This is a genomic window from Alishewanella sp. SMS8 (assembly GCF_030737935.1).
In the GTDB taxonomy this organism is placed as follows: Bacteria; Pseudomonadota; Gammaproteobacteria; order Enterobacterales; family Alteromonadaceae; genus Alishewanella; species Alishewanella maricola.
In genome coordinates, this window is sequence record NZ_JAPJEA010000001.1 from 300009 (window position 1) to 316699 (window position 16691).

A 16691-nucleotide genomic window follows, 5' to 3' on the forward strand; every position below is an offset into this window, starting at 1 on the left:
TTATATTTTTATTTTTAAGAAATATAGGGTGACTGGATTTTTTCGCATTTTGCAAATCATTGATTAGCAAAATGCAAATTGATATTTGATTGCTGTATTGGATTAAAAGAATGACTACTTAGTTACCGCACCAGCACGTTTTATTGTCATCAAAGTATTTTAGTTATGGCAACTGGCATCGTTTCAATTACTTGCTACGGGACACTTAAGCTTGCCGGCTATGGCTGCAAACAGGCCGGCTTTCTCTATGGTAACGCGTTTTTAAGCAACGCCGATGGGCGGCACCGTAATAGGCGCTTTGATTAAAGTTAGAATGGTTGTTATTTAATCAATATATATTGCTGAGCGGCAGTGTCCGTTTGTAAGCCAAAATGCCCCAAATTATAGTTGTAAGTGGCGTTTTCACCCCAGATACTGCTGCTATGTATGCCATACACTAAGCAGCTACCTGTAGAGCAAACCACTTGATCTATATAGCTTTTAATGGAATACACCTTATTACCAAAGTGCGTACCATAAATGCTATCTAAAAATGGGCTGGAAACCGATAACCCCTTGCTGCCGCAGGTGCTATTCCATACATTGTAAGGATACACACCACAGCTTAATAGGCCCCGAAAAGCCCCCGCTATACCCACAAAGCTGTTTACTTGCGAGGCGATGGCCAATTTATCAATCTGCTGAGCAGCCAAGGTCGCGCCCATAGAATGGCCAATCACATCAATTTTACCGGTGCAAGACTGATTTAACGCCGTTACCAAAGCATTTCTAACCGGTGTTTCCTCGGTGCCATTATGGTCATTACAGGCCGCACAGGTTTTCGATCCCCAATTAGGTCGGTAAATATCACTGCTGGTGTAGCCTTTACTGAGTAAGTAGGTATAAGTGTTATCCCAACTGGCGGGGGTAGCCGTGTTGCCGTGCACAAGCACAACGGCATCAACACAAGCCGCATTTACCGCTTGGCTGAACATCAACAGTAACAAAGCCATCAGTGTTTTTTTGTTATACATGTTTAACTCCTGGTTGTTTTCACCATCAAGCTAAACAGTTGCTGAAATATTCACCATAACACTTTAGTGTTGCTCATCGAAGCAAAGCCTGCGGCCCTGTACAATCTACCGACCGATAGCTAAAGCCCCAAAAGCAAAAAGGCCGCTGCATGGCAGTGACCTTTTTAGTACTGTAACCTTCGCTACAAGCAATGCTTGCTGGCTCAGGTACGGCTTTAAGCCATTACATTACAGCGATTTTTGAAGCTTGTGGGCCTTTTTGGCCGGCTGTTACAGTGAACTGCACGCGCTGACCTTCTTGCAAGGTTTTAAAGCCTGTGTTTAAGATTTCGCTGAAGTGTGCAAACACATCTGGGCCTGAAGCCTGTTCAATAAAACCAAAGCCTTTCGCTTCGTTAAACCATTTTACGATGCCGGTAGTTGGAGTAGACATAAGAGTTACCTGTATTAATTAAATTAAATGTGCCTTAGTTAAGGCGATAATGCTGCAAGAGATGTTTAAGCTTATGAATACAGGAAGGGATACTAACGGTAGTAACATTCAAGGTTTGCATAAAAAATGAACAAGCTGATAAAGCCTGCGTAGTGTATAGGTTAAAACTGGGCTGTCAAAGCTTATTCTATAAAAAATGAAAATAAATTTTAAATCAGTTGTAAATAAAAATTAAAGCTCACTATACAGGGCTAGAACCAAGGCCAGAACAAGTAAGGCTAGAACAAGTTTAGTCTCCTGCTTGCCACATTACATAGGTGTTAACCTGCTTTGCCGCCGCCAACAATTTCAATAGAAGCTTTGCTCGAGTGGCCAGTGGCACGGGTGTGACCTCGCCTTTGGCAATCTCAGCCAGCTTGTTGCATGTTTTGCCATTTGCCAATTCAGTTATTAAAAAAATGTCCCTTAACGCCCTTTAAACAGTCGCATTCAAGTCATCAGCGCTGGGCTTAAATTAAGCCTTACTTAAGAAAACATCACGATAATGTCTGCTAAGTAGCACTTTTGCCGTTAATGCTCAGTTTGTATTTGCGCTTATTAACGCAGTGGCATGCTAATTTGGTTTAACGCAGCGATGGGTTTAATTGCCAAAGCATGTCACTTCGGCTAAGCGCTACGTAAATAGCCTTTGTTCGACTATATAGGTTGAGATAGTATGTTGGTTCGTCAGTTTTTCTCAAATCGCGCTCTGCTCGGGCTACTGGTAGCCTATGCCACCCTGATGTGGATGTTGGATTATGCCGGTGGCGATGTGTGGTTTGCTCACTTTTTATATTCGTTAGAAGGCCAACAGTGGCTATTGCGTGATCATTGGCTCACCCAAACCGTTTTGCATGAGGGTGCCAGAAGCCTGAATTATATTCTGGTTTTGGCTGTGCTACTCACCACCTTATATTACGGTTTACAAGCAACACGTTATCCAACCAAAGCGCGGGCTTACGCTGCGTTGAGCCTATCCTTGGCTACCTCTTTTTTTATTGTCGCCTACCTTAAAACCATCACCAACGTAGCCTGTCCTTGGGATTTATTGGCCTTTGGTGGCAGCGAGCCTTATATACATTACTTGCAAATAAAACCGTCTTTTTTACCCTACCACCGTTGTTTTCCTGCGGGCCATGCCAGTGTCGGTTTTGCCTGGGTGGCATTGTATTTTTTCTTTGAAAAAACCGCACCAACGTGGCGTTATTCTGGCTTAGCCCTAGGGCTAGTGGCGGGCAGTGTTTTGGGTATGGCGCAGCAATTACGTGGGGCTCACTTTTTGTCGCATGATTTAACCACTCTACTACTTTGTCTGGGCTGTGCTCGATTTTGCTTTATGCTCTTTTTTAAAACCGAAACCTCATGGGTTGCTCATAGCAGCTAACTTAGCCCCCTGAGGTTGACATGCTGCGGTTGGCCTTAACAAAACTTGGAAAGATTGAACGAAAACATTGCGTTATCATGCTGAAACAGCCATGCTTAATTAGCTTAAAACGCATCTAAACTATGCAATAACAGTAACTACTTTTGTGCAGTAAAAACCTGCCTTCTTATTTATCACTATCAATGGTGTAGGCTCTATGTTGAAGCGTCGTTATGCAGTTTAACAGTATCAAATTTTGGTTGTTGTTGGTGATCAACAGCATTATTTTTGTCAGTTTAAGTATCACCGCTTATATTTCTTACAATAATGCGCTGCATGAGTTAGATGAGATTTACGATGCCCAATTAGCGCGAAATGCTCGCTTGGTAAGTGCCTTGTTGCATAACATTTCGTTTGACGACACCGAGTTACCTATCATCATCGCCGTACCGAACATTATTGACAGCGGCGAAAACCAAACTGCTGCGCAACAACGGCAATATTCGGCCCATAAATATGAACGCAAGCTAGCCTTTCAGGTATGGCAACATGACAAATTGCTGATGGAATCGGAAAATACCTTAAGCTTTCCGCCTTTGGTTAAAAACGAAGGTTTCCATGAATTGTTTTATCAAGATGAATTATGGATCAGCTTTGTGTTGTATTTACCGGAGCAAGATACCTGGGTAGTGACGGCGCAGCGAGAAGATGTGCGCGAAGAAATCAGTGGTCATCTTGCCTTAGCGCAAATTAGACCCATTTTAGTGTTGCTACTGCCTTTAAGTATACTAATTTACATTGTCATTAAATGGGTGCTATTACCATTAAAACAACTAGCACGGCTAGTGGCGGCCAAATCGCCTGAACAATTAACCGAAATTACCTTGGCACAACCGGCCGAGTTACAACCGATTAAGCTGGCAATTAATCAGTTGATCCATCGCGTTGCCCATTTTTTACATCAAGAAAAGCGTTTTACTGCTGACGCCGCGCACGAATTGAGAACCCCACTCAGCATTTTGCAGTTGCACTGTACCAACTTATTAGATGCGAAAACACCCGAAGAAATCAAAGAAGCGGCAGAGTCGATCTTACTTGGCAGTAAGAAAATGACTCATCTGGTGAATCAATTATTACAGCTTAGCCGCGTAGAGCGGATTGCCGATACCGCGTGTAGTAACATGCCGCTGACGCAACTGTTGAACAACAGCTTATCCGCATTACCGCTAACGCTTTTAGAAAGCACAGAATGGCAGCTTACTGTGGACCCCGCATTGAATATTTACGGCGAGCCGTTGTTACTGAGTATTGTATTTAAAAATCTACTCGAAAATGCAGCTAAGTATGCAGAGCCGGAGCAGCAAGTTAGCGTAAACGCCGCTAAAAATGACGACAATGCATTGGTTATTTCTATCATCAACCCATCGCAAATTAAACCCGATGTTAACCGCATGGGTGAGCGATTTTATCGCGATCCGAAACATCAATCTATCAACGGCAGTGGGCTAGGTTTATCTATTGTGATGCGGATTGTCGAGTTACATCACGCCAATATTAGCTATCAGCTTGCGGCGGATAACTTTAACGTGACTTTAACGTTCCCTCTTAAAGAGGGATCTACCAAGGCTTAATAGCCCTAGTAGAAGCTAACCAACAACGCTTAGCAGCGAAAACGGTTTATCTGCTGCAATCAGATTAATTAAGCCCTCAGCCAACCGTGCTAAGGGCCTGGTTATCGACTAACGAAATCCCAGTTCATTCATGTAGCGATGGTATTGCTCAGATACCGCAGCACATTGCGCCATATAATCATCTAAGCTTTTGTTTAACCGTGCGGCTTCGTCATTCAGAAAGCGGATCACGAATTGATCAGAACCTGGCATTTTATGGGTTTGTTGAAACGTAATAATTTGGCTAAGGGCATCACACATCCCCGTCGCTTTGGCGACGATCATCATTTGGATGCGTTCATCATTCTGCTGTTTTGAGGGTTGCGCCTCAGAAGCGATGCTTTGAAACGTTAAACAGATAAAAATCAGGCTTAAAAATTTGCTCATGTTGATACTCCACACAGCTCATAACATTATTGGCTGGTTATAGCCTGAGTCAGCCGGCTTTACAAGCCCAGTTGGCTTAGCGTAGTGGGTTTCGCTTGGTTCGCTTAGCCCAGATGGCGGGCGTCTAGACAAAATAATCATCATGCCGCAGCGGCTTTACTCTGCATGCCTGTTACCACGTTGGGACGGGTTTAGCCTTATAGCGCTAAACCCGATTATCGCCGGCAATAGCGCCGGTTTATGAGTTTGAAAACTCAACTACCGTATCATCACATAATAGCGTGGATTGAGGTGCCTCGCCCGCGGTGTCGGGGGTGATAAAATCAATTTCTAACGCGGCTTTTTCAACAAAATAACTGGGCAGTTCAGCTTTTATCGCCGGAGCAAGATTTTTAAACTCACCCACCTGTTTCACCAAGTTACCTTTGCCACTGACCAGTTGATTTTCAGCGGTGCTGTAGGCCTCAGTTGCGGTATCTAAGCCTTTTTTAATCTTTTCAAAACTGCTTAAAAAAGTATTCAGCTTTTTAAAAACGGCCTCAGCTTTACTCGCCAGTGCCGCCGTATGTTTGTTTTGATCTTCATAGCGCCACAGCTGACGCACAATGTTCAAGCTGGTTAATAAGGTGGTCGGTGTCGCGACCAGCACATTGTTTTCGATAGCCTGCTGAAATAAGCTTTCGTCTGCTTTTAACGCTTCAACAAAAGCTGACTCTATCGGAATAAACATAAACACCATTTCGGGTGAATTCAGACCCGGTAACTTGTAGTAATCGCGATCAGCCAGTTCTTTAATGCGGCTAGCTACTGCGCTAACGTGCTCTTTTAAAGCTTGTGCCCGCTCAATATCATCCACACTATTCACATAGCGGGTATAAGCATTCAGCGATACTTTGGCATCAATAATAAGGTGTTTACCCTGCGGTAAATAGACCACCGCATCAGGTCGCTGTCGCCCTTCACTGGTGCTGAAACTCACTTCGCGTTTGTAATCGGTACCTAGCTGCAAGCCAGAGCGATCCAACACATTCTCTAGCACCAACTCCCCCCAATTACCTTGCAGTTTTTTCTGGCCACGTAACGCGGTAGAAAGCTCATGGGCTTCGGTGGTGATTTTTTGATTTAGCTCTTTTAATGAGGCGAGCTCTTTGCGTAATTCACCTTGCTGTGTGGTTTCACGATGATGAATTTCTTGCACTTCTTTTTTAAAGCTATCAATCGATTGTTGAAACGGACTCATCACCGCACTTAATGACAGCTTACTGCTCTCCTGCAAAGATTTGGTTTTCGCTTCTAAAATATCGTTCGACAACACTTTAAATTGCTCTGCAAGGCTATGTTTTTGTGCCGTAAAATTGGCAACCTCGCGCGCATGGCTGGCTTCGCGTTCAGCTTGCTCGGTTTGCAGTTGCGTATAAGCCCGATTTAATTGGCTTAATTGCTGTTGCAGTACGTCATACTTGTCGGCGGCTTGGCTCAAGCTGGCTTTCATGTCTTGTAACTGCAAACGCGTTTCTTGCTCGGCCACTTCTGCCGCTTTAGCTTTTTTGCCTTCTTGTGATAACTCGGCTTTTAACACACTGACTCGCTCTCGCTCCTCTTGTAATTCTTGCTGAGTGTGCATTAACCGCTGACGTAACTCTGTGGCCATTTCACGCTGTGCCCGGCCCTCTGCTTGTGCCGCTTCAAGCTGTTTTTCGCTGTTATGTAAAACTTGTCTTAGCTTATCAAGATCTGCACGCAATAAGCTAAGCTGTTGCTTTTGCTCGCTCGCCTCGCTAGTTATCCGTTTTTCGTTCTGTTCCGCATGCTGTAATTGCGCGTGTAACCGGCTTTGCGTTAATTCCTGTTGGTGGGCAGCTAACTCTTGTTGTTTAAGCGTGGTTTGCAGCTGCTGATGCTGGGCATGAAGTTGCCCCAGTGCAGTGCGCTCATTCATTAATTGCGTGGCTAATTCCGCATTTTTTCGAGCAAAAAGAGTTTTTGCTACTAAAAAACTGATTAACACTAACACAAACGCACTTGTGCTCAAAACAACAACCAACTCAGGTGTCCACTGCAAAGAAAGCATTATTTATCCTTAAAATTAAGGGCTTGTCGAAGATCCTAATACCATCAAACTATAAAGCAATCACACTGTAAATGCAGCTTCGCCGTTAAAATATGTCGGGCAAAACAGTCACCAGCACGCCTTTGCGTTCAAGCTGTCATAAAGGCTTCATTTGGTTTTCACCTTAGTGTCATCTGCAGCACCTGTAATAGCTGCAGATTTCGCCAGAGATAAAACAGATGAATACACGACAAAAATTAAGTTTATTAGACAATCAACTGTTCTTTCGCGTTAACTTGGTTGGCCAAATGCCGTCGATAAAAAAGCTCAGCTTGGCTTTATCTCGCTGTGGCGATGGCCCCTTGTATTTACTTTGTGCGTTATTAATTTGGCAGTTTGAGCAACAACAAGGTCAGCTGTTTTTTCAAAGCTGCTTACTGGCTTTTGCCATCGAGTTACCCCTGTACTTGTTACTAAAAAATGTCATTCAGCGCGAACGCCCTCGCGGTGCCGCCCAGCATGGTTGGACACCGGCCATTCGTCCCTCTGACCGTTTTAGCTTTCCCTCTGGCCACACGGCTGCAGCCTTTCTGTTTGCTTGGATGCTGGCCGCCTTTTATCCAGCGTTTACACCCTATTATTTATTGCTGGCAAGTGGCATTGGCCTATCCAGAGTGCTTTTAGGTGTGCATTACCTAACAGACATACTTGCCGGTGCAGCGTTAGGCTCGGCTATTGCCCTACTGCTGCTGGGCAGCCAGCTTGTTGTAATATAAAGACACTAAACCCGATGAAAATACTCTATGGAGTGCAGGCAACCGGAAATGGACATATCACCCGTGCGCGTGCCTTGTTACCGGCATTACAGCAACAAGGCATCGAGGTAGACTTTTTATTCAGTGGCCGCTCTGAAGCACAACTGTTTGATATGGCGATGTTTAAAGACTATGCCTGGGCTAACGGCTTTACCTTTAGTAGCCGTAATGGCAAGGTACAGCCGTTAAGCACGTTACGCCAATTAAAGCCTCTGCAGTTTATAAAAGATGTACGTCAGCTCGATGTTAGCGCTTACGATCTGGTGCTAACGGACTTTGAGCCGGTGAGCGCCTGGGCCGCCAAGCGCCAAGGTATTTTATCAGTAGGTTTAGCCAGGCAGTATGCTTTGCGTCATCCGCTGGCGGGAAAGCAGTCGGTGACCTGGTTAAAAGCTGCCGTCAGTGTTTTTGCACCTGCTCAACACTATTTAGGTGTGCATTGGCAACCTGATTATCCGGATCTGCTGCCGCCATTATTGTCTGCACCGGCCGTTTTTAATCAGCCTGCTAACTTTGCTAGCTTTGAACCCTTTATCCTGGTGTATTTACCTTTTGAACAACTTGCACAAATTTTAGCTTGGTTAAAGCAACACCCAGTTTGGCAATTTAAGCTCTACACCGAAATTAAGGCGCCTTACCAAGATGAAAATGTCAAACTACTGCCATTCTCCCGACAAGCTTTTCCGCTTGATTTACACCACGCTAGCGGTGTTATTTGTAACAGTGGTTTTGGCCTATGCAGCGAAGCTCTGCGAGCTGGTAAAAAACTGCTGATCAAGCCATTAAAGGGGCAAATCGAACAAGCCTATAATGCCTATACCTTAGCAAATATGGCCAAAGCAAGTGTGTTCTCTGACTTTACGGCCAACGTCTTAGATACTTGGTTACAACAAGAAGCTGCTCAACCTTATGCTTTCCCTGATCCCCTGCCCGCTGTAGCGCAATGGCTTAAACAAGGCTGTGTTCGCCCCGTATCAGATGTTGTACGCCAAGCTTGGCAACAGAACGAATAGACGCGGTGATACTTAGCTTAAACCCGCATAAAAGTTGATCTAGAACAGGTGGCCTAGCCAGTTTGCCGCTAAGATTAGCTTAATCTAATAAAATACTAATTTAAGGGCAATACCAATGAGTGAACTTAGAACGGTTTCTGTTAATGCCAACATGGATGCGGGCTTTGCCATTAGCGGTGTCATGGATGGACACACGGTTGTTATCGACCAACCGGTTGCCGCTAAAGGTACTGGCTTGGGCCCTACGCCGTTGCAAATGTTGTTATTTACCGTGGGCGCCTGTATCGGCACCATTGGTCGGATCGCGGCCTTTCAACAAAAAATCACCTTACGCAGCATGCAAGTAAAAGTGGATGGTGATTACAATCCTGCCGGCTTGCTTGGCAAAACCACTGATGATCGAGTGGGTTTTACGGAGATCCGCATCAGTGCCGTGATCGATGCCGATTTAACCGATGAACAAAAACAACAGTTTTTAGATGAAATCTGTCAACGTTGCCCATTGCATGACAATTTAACCCACAGCACGATTGTAGTGCATAGTTTAGCTTAGAAATAGCCACTTTATGGCCACCTGTCGCTGAGCTTCGGTGGCCGCTTACTTTTTCACTGCTTCGTGCTGCAAAAGCTCATAAAAAATTGATTGATGTCACGATTTACTTAGGCACGCACATTCGCGATCGTTGTTTTTAACAATAACTTTAACAGCAAAACTAATACCGACATTTAGCGCGAATACAGGCTATACTGTCAAAGAATTACTGGCTATTTTCGGCATTATGCTAAATATTGGATGGTTTTCAATCACTTCTGAATACATACTCTCATTGCATTCTTTAAATCTGATTAAAATAAAAGGCCGTTATGCGGATTGAAAAAAGATTATTGATTCTCGACGATGACGAATTAATCTGCAAAACCATAGCCGATGTGGCTAAAAAAGACGGTTTTACTGTTCGATATACCACGGATTACCTGACTTTCCAAAACCTGTTAGATAACTGGCCTCCTAATAACATTATAATAGATTTGAATATGCCGACGATGGATGGCGTACAAATTCTGAATGCGTTAGCCGATAAGGGCAATCAAAGTAAAATTGTTATCTGTAGTGGTGTCAGTGAACGCATAATCGAAGCGGCAGCTCGTTCAGCCAAGGCGCGAGGGTTAAATATTATCGGTATTTTACCCAAGCCTTTTTATGTTAAACAAATACGCGATGTGCTGCACGAGCCGCTGCACAACGATAATAAACATGCGTTAAAAAACGTATTGCAGCAGCAACAGGCCTACGATGTTAACGCTATAAAAAATAAATTAATGCATGCCATTGAGCACAACATTATCACCTTTGCTGTGCAGCCCATTATCAAATGCCGAACCCATCAAATTAAAGGCTTTGAGGTATTGGCGCGTTGGCAAGATGATGAGCTGGGGTTTATTAGCCCTGATGTATTTATCAAGATAGCAGAAAACCACAACCTAATTGACGCTTTAACCTTACTCATCTTTAAACAAGCGCTTACCTGGTTCAGCGAACTGATGCAGCATTGCACGTTGCTGAGCAAAGAACACAAAAACAAACTCACGCTGTCTCTAAATATCTCTGCTTGCTCATTACAACAAAACCACATGGTGTCGGAATTAGCCAACCTGTGCGCGGAACTCAATATTAGCCCGAGCCATGTGATCTTAGAACTGACTGAAACAGCGGCAATGGAAGATCCTATATTATCGATGGATCTTCTCACTCGGCTACGTTTAAAAGGGTTCAGGTTATCTATTGATGACTTTGGTACCGGGTTTTCGTCAATGCTGCAATTAGTGCGCTTGCCCTTTTCCGAATTAAAAATTGACCGATCTTTTACCATGACGGCTTTAGATGCGGAAGAATCAAAAATAGTCATCAATGCCACCATTGAACTAGCGCACCGCTTAGGTTTAAAAGTTACCGCCGAAGGCATTGAAGATGAGGCTACACTGGCATTGCTAAAAAGAATGAATGCCGATAATGCCCAAGGCTACTTTATTGCCAGGCCCATGGCGGCAGACCAAGTGACAGCATGGATTGAACACAATACTCAGGCCTCGGAAGAGAAGCGGATCGCCATTTTAAAAGCCTATGAATTACTGGATTCGCCCGAAGAAGAGCGCTTCGATCGGATCACCCGTCTCGCAGCCCGTTTATTTAACGTGCCGGTCAGTGTATTTTCGTTGATCGATACAAACAGACAATGGTTTAAATCTCGCAAAGGTACTGATTTAAAAGAAACGCCTCGCTCAGTGGCCTTTTGTGATCATACCATCCGTGAGCAACATACTTTTATTGTGCCAGATGCGCAACAAGACGAACGCTTTAAGGGCAATAGCTTAGTCACAGGCTCTCCCCATATTCGTTTCTACGCCGGTTACCCGGTTACGGTATCTGAAGGAGAATCCTTAGGCACACTTTGCATTATCGACAATAAACCGAGAGAATTCTCCGCAAAAGACAGCGCACTGCTAAAAAGCTTAGCTGAATTAGTCACTATTGAGTTGCAAGAATCAGCAAATTCGCATGCGGATCCGATCACTGGGTTGATGGATCGCAAATCTTTTGAGAAACGGGCGATGCTGCTAAACGAGTTGTGCCGTAAAGAAGGCTTAACTTATTTAATGCTGTATTTTGATTTAAATGGCTTTAACGACATTAATCAGCAATACGGTCGCCTCACGGGTGAAGAAGTACTGCAAGAGTTCGCTAACGATTTAAAATCGACTTTTCGTGAGTCAGATTTAATTGCCCGTTTAGGCTTGGACGAGTTTATCGTGGTCATGATCAGTAATCATGACATCGATGTAGAACAGCTTATTCAAAGGCTACGCGATACCATTGGTTTTAAAAAACATAACTCGGCTAAATTACCTGCCATTGCATTTTCTTATGGCTCGGCTATCTCAAATGCTGCAAAACCCATGACTTTACAGCAGCTGTATCACAAAGCCGATGTTATGATGCATATTAACTCTGAGAGTAAAGCTAATCGCTTATTAACCCCTGATTAATGCTCAAAGCTTAACACATTAAACAGACATGAAAACTCGCTTGATCGGTCAAAGCGCTGGATACATTTAACCCTAATACATGCGATATAACGAGCGGTACCCGATAACCGCAGCCGTTATTGACCACACAGCGGAATTTTTACCGTAAAGGTGGTACCCTGCCCTAAGCTTGTCTCAAGCAAAATGTCGCCTTTCACTTCAACTAATAATGAGCGTACAATTGAAAGCCCTAAACCGGTGCCTTCACCGCGTTTTTTCGTAGTGAAAAATGGCGTGAACAAACGGGCCTTCGTTTCATCAGTAATACCGGTACCATGATCCTGCACCGCAACGTAGGCATAATGCTCATCATGCCAATGCGTTAAACGGATGAGTTTTTCGGCATATCCCGCCATCGCATCTTTGGCATTGTTAATCAGGTTAATCAGCACTTGTTGGATGGCTGTGGTATCGATGGCGGCGCAGTGCTCCGTCGCCGTAATCGTGGCTTGGATCACCACGCCGTTTTTATGTAGTAATTGATCCATCATTTCTGCCACCTCTTGCACCACCGCAGGTAAATCGCATTGCACCTGTTTATTTTCTGGCGGCGAGTTTCGCGATAAGCTATTTAATCCTGAGACGATTTTCATGATACGTTCGGCAGCGGTCATGGCTCGCTTATTGGTTTCCATAGCATCCGCTATGGCAGGGGGGGTCTCTTCAAATGCAATTTGTTGTAATTCTAAACTGGATAAAATAATCGCTAATGGGTTATTAATTTCATGGCCGATGGTTGCGGCAAGTTCCCCTAACGACACCAAGCGGGCTTGCTTGGTTGAAACATCTAATGACAGCTGAATAGCCTTATTTTTAGCAATTTCTTCAGTGATATCCACATTGGTACCAATCACTTTTCTTACTAAACCATTCTCTGCTAACAACATATCAGCATGCGCCCGAATAGTACGAATGCCTTTTTTCGGATGATTAATCCGAAAGGAATGTTGAAAGGTTTGTTGCTGGTGTATCGCACGCTCAAACGCGAGTCGCGTATTTTCTATGTCGCTTTCAACAATACAGGCACTCCAACTCTGGTACTGACCATCAAAATGCTCGGCATCGACACCATAAATCTCGAACATCCGATCGCTCCAATACAAGGTACCAGACTCGATATCTAAGCTCCAAACGCCAATATCACTGCCATCGGCAATCACTTTTAACTCATGATGACGTTGCAATTTAATTTGTAATAAGTGCGCTTCTAGCAGTAAAACTTGCAACTCTTCAATCAGCGATTTATCCAGCCAGGTCCAATTTTCACAGCGATCTTTCATCTCCTCTGTCCACACGGAGAAAGAGCGTCTTGGCGATAAATGGGGCTGTTGCTGCGCATCAGCGAGGGTTTTCTCGTAGGGATTACCCGCCCAATTAATCTGTGTGATGGCTTCTTTACGACATAACAGCAAACAAGGTGCTTGTTCAACACAGGGATCTTCAGCGATTAATCGGATGACACACACCCCAGCGACATCGGTTTGTCGCTGCTCTGGCGGCAGTAAAGCATTCAGTGAATCAATAAAGATCACAGTATCAGGGTTAGATTGTAATGTGGCTTGTAATGCTAAAAACGCTTCTGTGGTTAAACTGCTGCCAAAACCTCTTAGCTGAGTACCATCAAACCAAGCTCCCCCATCCGCCCGTGTTAACGCTAAAATCTTGCTAGAAATGTGCTGATGGGCCTTAGGGTTATCGATAAATTTTTGAATATCCCCGATGGTTAACGCTCGGCGCAAGGTGCGGTTTTTATTAAACAGCACTTTGGCTTCTATGCGTTCAATAAACAACGCACTCATTAAGGCAATGGTTTCGCAGGACAACCGTGTCTCATGGTTCAAATAATGCGCACCACTATAATGATGACACGCCACTAAGCCCCACAGCTTGCCATTTACAATGAGTGAGATCACTAAAGTGGCTTGTACACCCATATTTTGTAAATATTGGATATGCCTCGCTGAGATCGCCCGAGCATCAATGTCTGTCATATCAATGGCAAAATCAACAGTTGGCACCAGCAACAGGGGTACTGGGGTATAGTTTACATCGGCAATTAACCGCGTTAACTTTTTTTGATAAAGGACTCGCGCTTGAATTGGAATATCTGATGCGGGGAAATGTAAGCCTAAAAAAGAGTCCAGCTCCGGGCTTTTTGCTTCGGCCACTACCGAGCCATTCCATTGTTCATCAAACTGATAAACCATGCAGCGATCAAAACCAATATAATCACGCAGCATCACCAACAAAGTATTAAATAAATCAGAACTGCTTTTACAAGGTAATAGCTGAGCAATAATATGTTGTGCTTGGCTTTGGGCATCTTGGCTACTGCCCGAGGTTGCAACAACCGCTTCTATTTCTACCGCTTGCCAGTGGGGTTTATCAATTAGAGCCTGACTGCGAAAATGATATGACTGTTGATTAACATGTAATATTTGATTTAACGACTTTAGCGTGTCTAAGTTGACCTGCTGAAAACACGCTACGTCGGTAAATTTTTGTGCTAGCACCTGCTCTGTGTTCAGCTGCATCTGTTGCAAAAAATTATCAGATACGCCTTGGATTATTTGATCCTCATCGACAATAAATAACCAAGCGAAGGGTTGAATAGCCCCTGGAATATGAATGGGTTCTTGTTCGCAATTTGATAAGGTTACTGTTTCAAGCTTGTCCATATACAGCCTATTCAGTTAAAACAAGAAGAAACGCTGCATCAGCAAATTGAGGCTTTAATTACCCAATTGCCTGCGCTCTGCGACCTTAGCTAAAAATTGCGCGACTTTAATGGGTTTAATCAGAACAACATCAGCGCCTGCTTGCAAGAACTTGGCTTCATCATCCTCTTGCGCAAAAGCCGTCATAACGGCTATCAACGCCTTTACTCCAAGCGAACGGATGCGCTGAGTTAAACTGAACCCATCCATGTAAGGCATTTCATAGTCGGTAACTAATACATCAATCTCATACGACTGTTTAGCTAGAAACTGCAAAGCAGCAGAACCACTGTGAAAAATATTAACTACGTGACCTTGATGATGCAGTAACTTGGCGAAGGTTTCAATGAATTGCACTTCATCATCTACTAAAACAAAACGTAAGGAGTCTGTTGCCAATGCCGTCGATGCTGTTACTGCAGCCACGGCATTATCCGAAGTTGTATCAGGAGATGTCATCGCGCGTTTTTTATCCATGTGATTAAGCTTATGCTTGTCCTTTATAAATAAAATGCTAAAAAGTTAACCGCCACTGCCCAAGTTCATGCAAACTTTTTTATAGTATAAATTTGCCTATGCCGCCCTAATACTTCACGGTAGTGATTGATAAACCCCTTATTCAGCGGCTATGTCACTAGCAACAGGTAATACACTGAATCAATTAATGATCTGTGAAAAACATCGTTGCACTGTCATAGTTATTGATGTTGTCAAAAGTGGCTGCTTTGCAGCGTAAGTATTTACATCAGCACACCATATCGACAAAGGCGTTGCAGCCAGTTTTTTGGCTGAGTTACTAATAATAGGCAAATGGATAACTCGTTTTAGGTGCTAAATCCCGTCAGCGAGCTAAAAAATTGTGCCCCTAACTGGCACCATGCCAAACGTAACTATAGCCTAAATAATCTTCAGGCGAACAAATTGTGGCGGCAGACTCGGGCAAACAGCAACACGCAGCGGTTTACTTTACAGCTGGTGGTTTTTCAATACCCGCTAAGATGTCGTCTACCATAGCCTCTAACACAGCAGGCTCGGGTTTGAGCTGAGCATAGGTTTTAAGACCAATAATTTGCGCCTGTAAAGTGCGGCTTAAACGTTCAGGTGGCGCAGAAAGCGCAGCGCCCTCTGCAACCGCCTGCTCAAGTAATGTTTTAAAAGCGAATTCAATATTTTGCAATAGCGTTTTAGCCAATTCAGCTAAGGCCGAGCCTTCTGCGCTTAATTCGGCTACTGTTTTTACTAACATACACACTTGGCTTGGTTCATGCTGCGAACCGAGCACTTGCGAACGGACAAACTGTTTTAACGTTTCCAGCGCCGACTGATGTTGCGCCTGTGCTGATGCAAAGGCCTGCTGCCCTTTTTCTGCATAATGTAATAATGCTTCGTGATACACGCTTTCTTTATCACCAAAACTGGCGTACAAGCTGCCTGGTCGTAAATTTACCGCATCCAACAGATCTCGCATCGAGGTTCCATTAAAACCGCGCTGCCAAAACAATTGTTGCGCTTTGCTGATCACCTCGGCGCGGTCAAATTTTATCGAATTGGCCATCTTGCCCTCGTCTTAAACAGGTAAAAAATAATTTTGAACACTTGCTCAACTTGCTTTATAGTACCTCGCCTGCGTTACCAAGTAAATTAACATTTACTCTCTCGCCAACTTACGATATCAAACTAGGAGCCAAGATGTCAGAACAAAACCTCAGATCCTTGCAGCCAAGATTACAATGGTCTTTATTGTCACTGCGCTTAGGCGTATTTATTGTCATGTTCATGTGGACGCTAGACAAATTTGTCAACCCGGCACACAGCGCTGCCGTGTTTGGCAAATTTTATGCTTTGCCCGGTTTAACTGCCGATATTTTTACCGTTCTTGGCGTATTGCAGCTGATCTTAGTATTAGCATTTGTGGTCGGTTTTAAGAAGCGTATTACCTACGGCATTATTTTACTGATGCACAGTGGTTCAACTTTCTCAAGTTATGCACAATACTTAGACGGCTTTAATAACCTGCTATTCTTTGCAGCGTGGCCCATGTTAGCCGCTTGTTTAGCCTTGTATCTGCTTCGAGATGCCGACACTAAATTTACCCTGGGTAAATAAA

General features: G+C 44.0%; 14 protein-coding genes. 7 read left to right on the top strand and 7 right to left on the bottom strand.

Annotated features, from left to right (window positions below; all coding sequences use genetic code 11):
* Positions 1 to 320: 320 nt before the first annotated feature.
* Complete coding sequence (locus tag ORJ01_RS01390) at positions 321 to 1013, bottom strand: alpha/beta fold hydrolase (RefSeq protein WP_371930704.1); 693 nt, start codon at positions 1011 to 1013, stop codon at positions 321 to 323.
* Between the two features lie 223 nt (positions 1014 to 1236).
* A complete protein-coding gene (locus tag ORJ01_RS01395; RefSeq protein WP_226750905.1) occupies positions 1237 to 1446 on the bottom strand; it encodes a cold-shock protein in 210 nt (69 codons plus the stop codon).
* Positions 1447 to 2161: 715 nt separating this feature from the next.
* On the opposite strand from ORJ01_RS01395, the gene ORJ01_RS01400 reads away from it, so the two are divergent.
* Both ORJ01_RS01400 and ORJ01_RS01405 read left to right on the top strand, forming a co-directional pair.
* Entirely contained in the window at positions 2162 to 2869 is a 708-nt protein-coding gene (locus ORJ01_RS01400; protein WP_306176706.1) for a phosphatase PAP2 family protein, read from the top strand.
* A gap of 212 nt (positions 2870 to 3081) precedes the next feature.
* Positions 3082 to 4479, top strand: coding sequence for a histidine kinase dimerization/phospho-acceptor domain-containing protein (locus tag ORJ01_RS01405; protein ID WP_306176707.1), 1398 nt, complete (start codon positions 3082 to 3084; stop codon positions 4477 to 4479).
* Between the two features lie 108 nt (positions 4480 to 4587).
* On the opposite strand, the gene ORJ01_RS01410 is transcribed toward ORJ01_RS01405, so the two are convergent.
* Together ORJ01_RS01410 and rmuC are read right to left on the bottom strand one after the other, a co-directional pair.
* Positions 4588 to 4905 carry a hypothetical protein gene (locus ORJ01_RS01410; RefSeq protein ID WP_306176708.1) on the bottom strand — a complete coding sequence of 106 codons (318 nt, stop codon included), beginning with the start codon at positions 4903 to 4905 and terminating at the stop codon, positions 4588 to 4590.
* Between the two features lie 238 nt (positions 4906 to 5143).
* Entirely contained in the window at positions 5144 to 6976 is a 1833-nt protein-coding gene (gene rmuC / locus ORJ01_RS01415; RefSeq protein WP_306176709.1) for a DNA recombination protein RmuC, read from the bottom strand.
* 218 nt (positions 6977 to 7194) lie between these two features.
* Here rmuC and ORJ01_RS01420 point away from each other — a divergent pair, with 218 nt between their 5' ends.
* The 4 genes from ORJ01_RS01420 (at position 7195) to ORJ01_RS01435 (ending at position 11828) form a co-directional block, all read left to right on the top strand.
* Positions 7195 to 7731, top strand: a complete 537-nt coding sequence (locus ORJ01_RS01420) for a phosphatase PAP2 family protein (RefSeq protein ID WP_306176710.1) — start codon at positions 7195 to 7197, stop codon at positions 7729 to 7731.
* A gap of 14 nt (positions 7732 to 7745) precedes the next feature.
* Entirely contained in the window at positions 7746 to 8783 is a 1038-nt protein-coding gene (locus tag ORJ01_RS01425; RefSeq protein WP_306176711.1) for a glycosyltransferase family protein, read from the top strand.
* A gap of 115 nt (positions 8784 to 8898) precedes the next feature.
* On the top strand, positions 8899 to 9336 hold the full coding sequence (locus ORJ01_RS01430) for an OsmC family protein (RefSeq protein WP_226750897.1): 438 nt from the start codon (positions 8899 to 8901) through the stop codon (positions 9334 to 9336).
* A 311-nt stretch (positions 9337 to 9647) separates the two neighbouring features.
* Complete coding sequence (locus tag ORJ01_RS01435) at positions 9648 to 11828, top strand: EAL domain-containing protein (RefSeq protein WP_306176712.1); 2181 nt, start codon at positions 9648 to 9650, stop codon at positions 11826 to 11828.
* Positions 11829 to 11944: 116 nt separating this feature from the next.
* On the opposite strand, the gene ORJ01_RS01440 is transcribed toward ORJ01_RS01435, so the two are convergent.
* From ORJ01_RS01440 to ORJ01_RS01450, 3 genes are all read right to left on the bottom strand, one after another.
* Positions 11945 to 14545: an ATP-binding protein gene (locus ORJ01_RS01440; RefSeq protein WP_306176713.1), complete on the bottom strand. Its 2601-nt coding sequence runs from the start codon at positions 14543 to 14545 to the stop codon at positions 11945 to 11947.
* 54 nt (positions 14546 to 14599) lie between these two features.
* Positions 14600 to 15061, bottom strand: coding sequence for a response regulator (locus tag ORJ01_RS01445; RefSeq protein WP_306176714.1), 462 nt, complete (start codon positions 15059 to 15061; stop codon positions 14600 to 14602).
* Positions 15062 to 15545: 484 nt separating this feature from the next.
* The gene (locus tag ORJ01_RS01450; RefSeq protein ID WP_306176715.1) at positions 15546 to 16139 is read right to left on the bottom strand and encodes a TetR/AcrR family transcriptional regulator; all 594 of its coding nucleotides are present in this window, start codon (positions 16137 to 16139) and stop codon (positions 15546 to 15548) included.
* A 134-nt stretch (positions 16140 to 16273) separates the two neighbouring features.
* Between ORJ01_RS01450 and ORJ01_RS01455 the strand changes: the two genes are divergently transcribed.
* Positions 16274 to 16690: a hypothetical protein gene (locus ORJ01_RS01455; RefSeq protein ID WP_306176716.1), complete on the top strand. Its 417-nt coding sequence runs from the start codon at positions 16274 to 16276 to the stop codon at positions 16688 to 16690.
* Position 16691 lies beyond the last annotated feature (1 nt).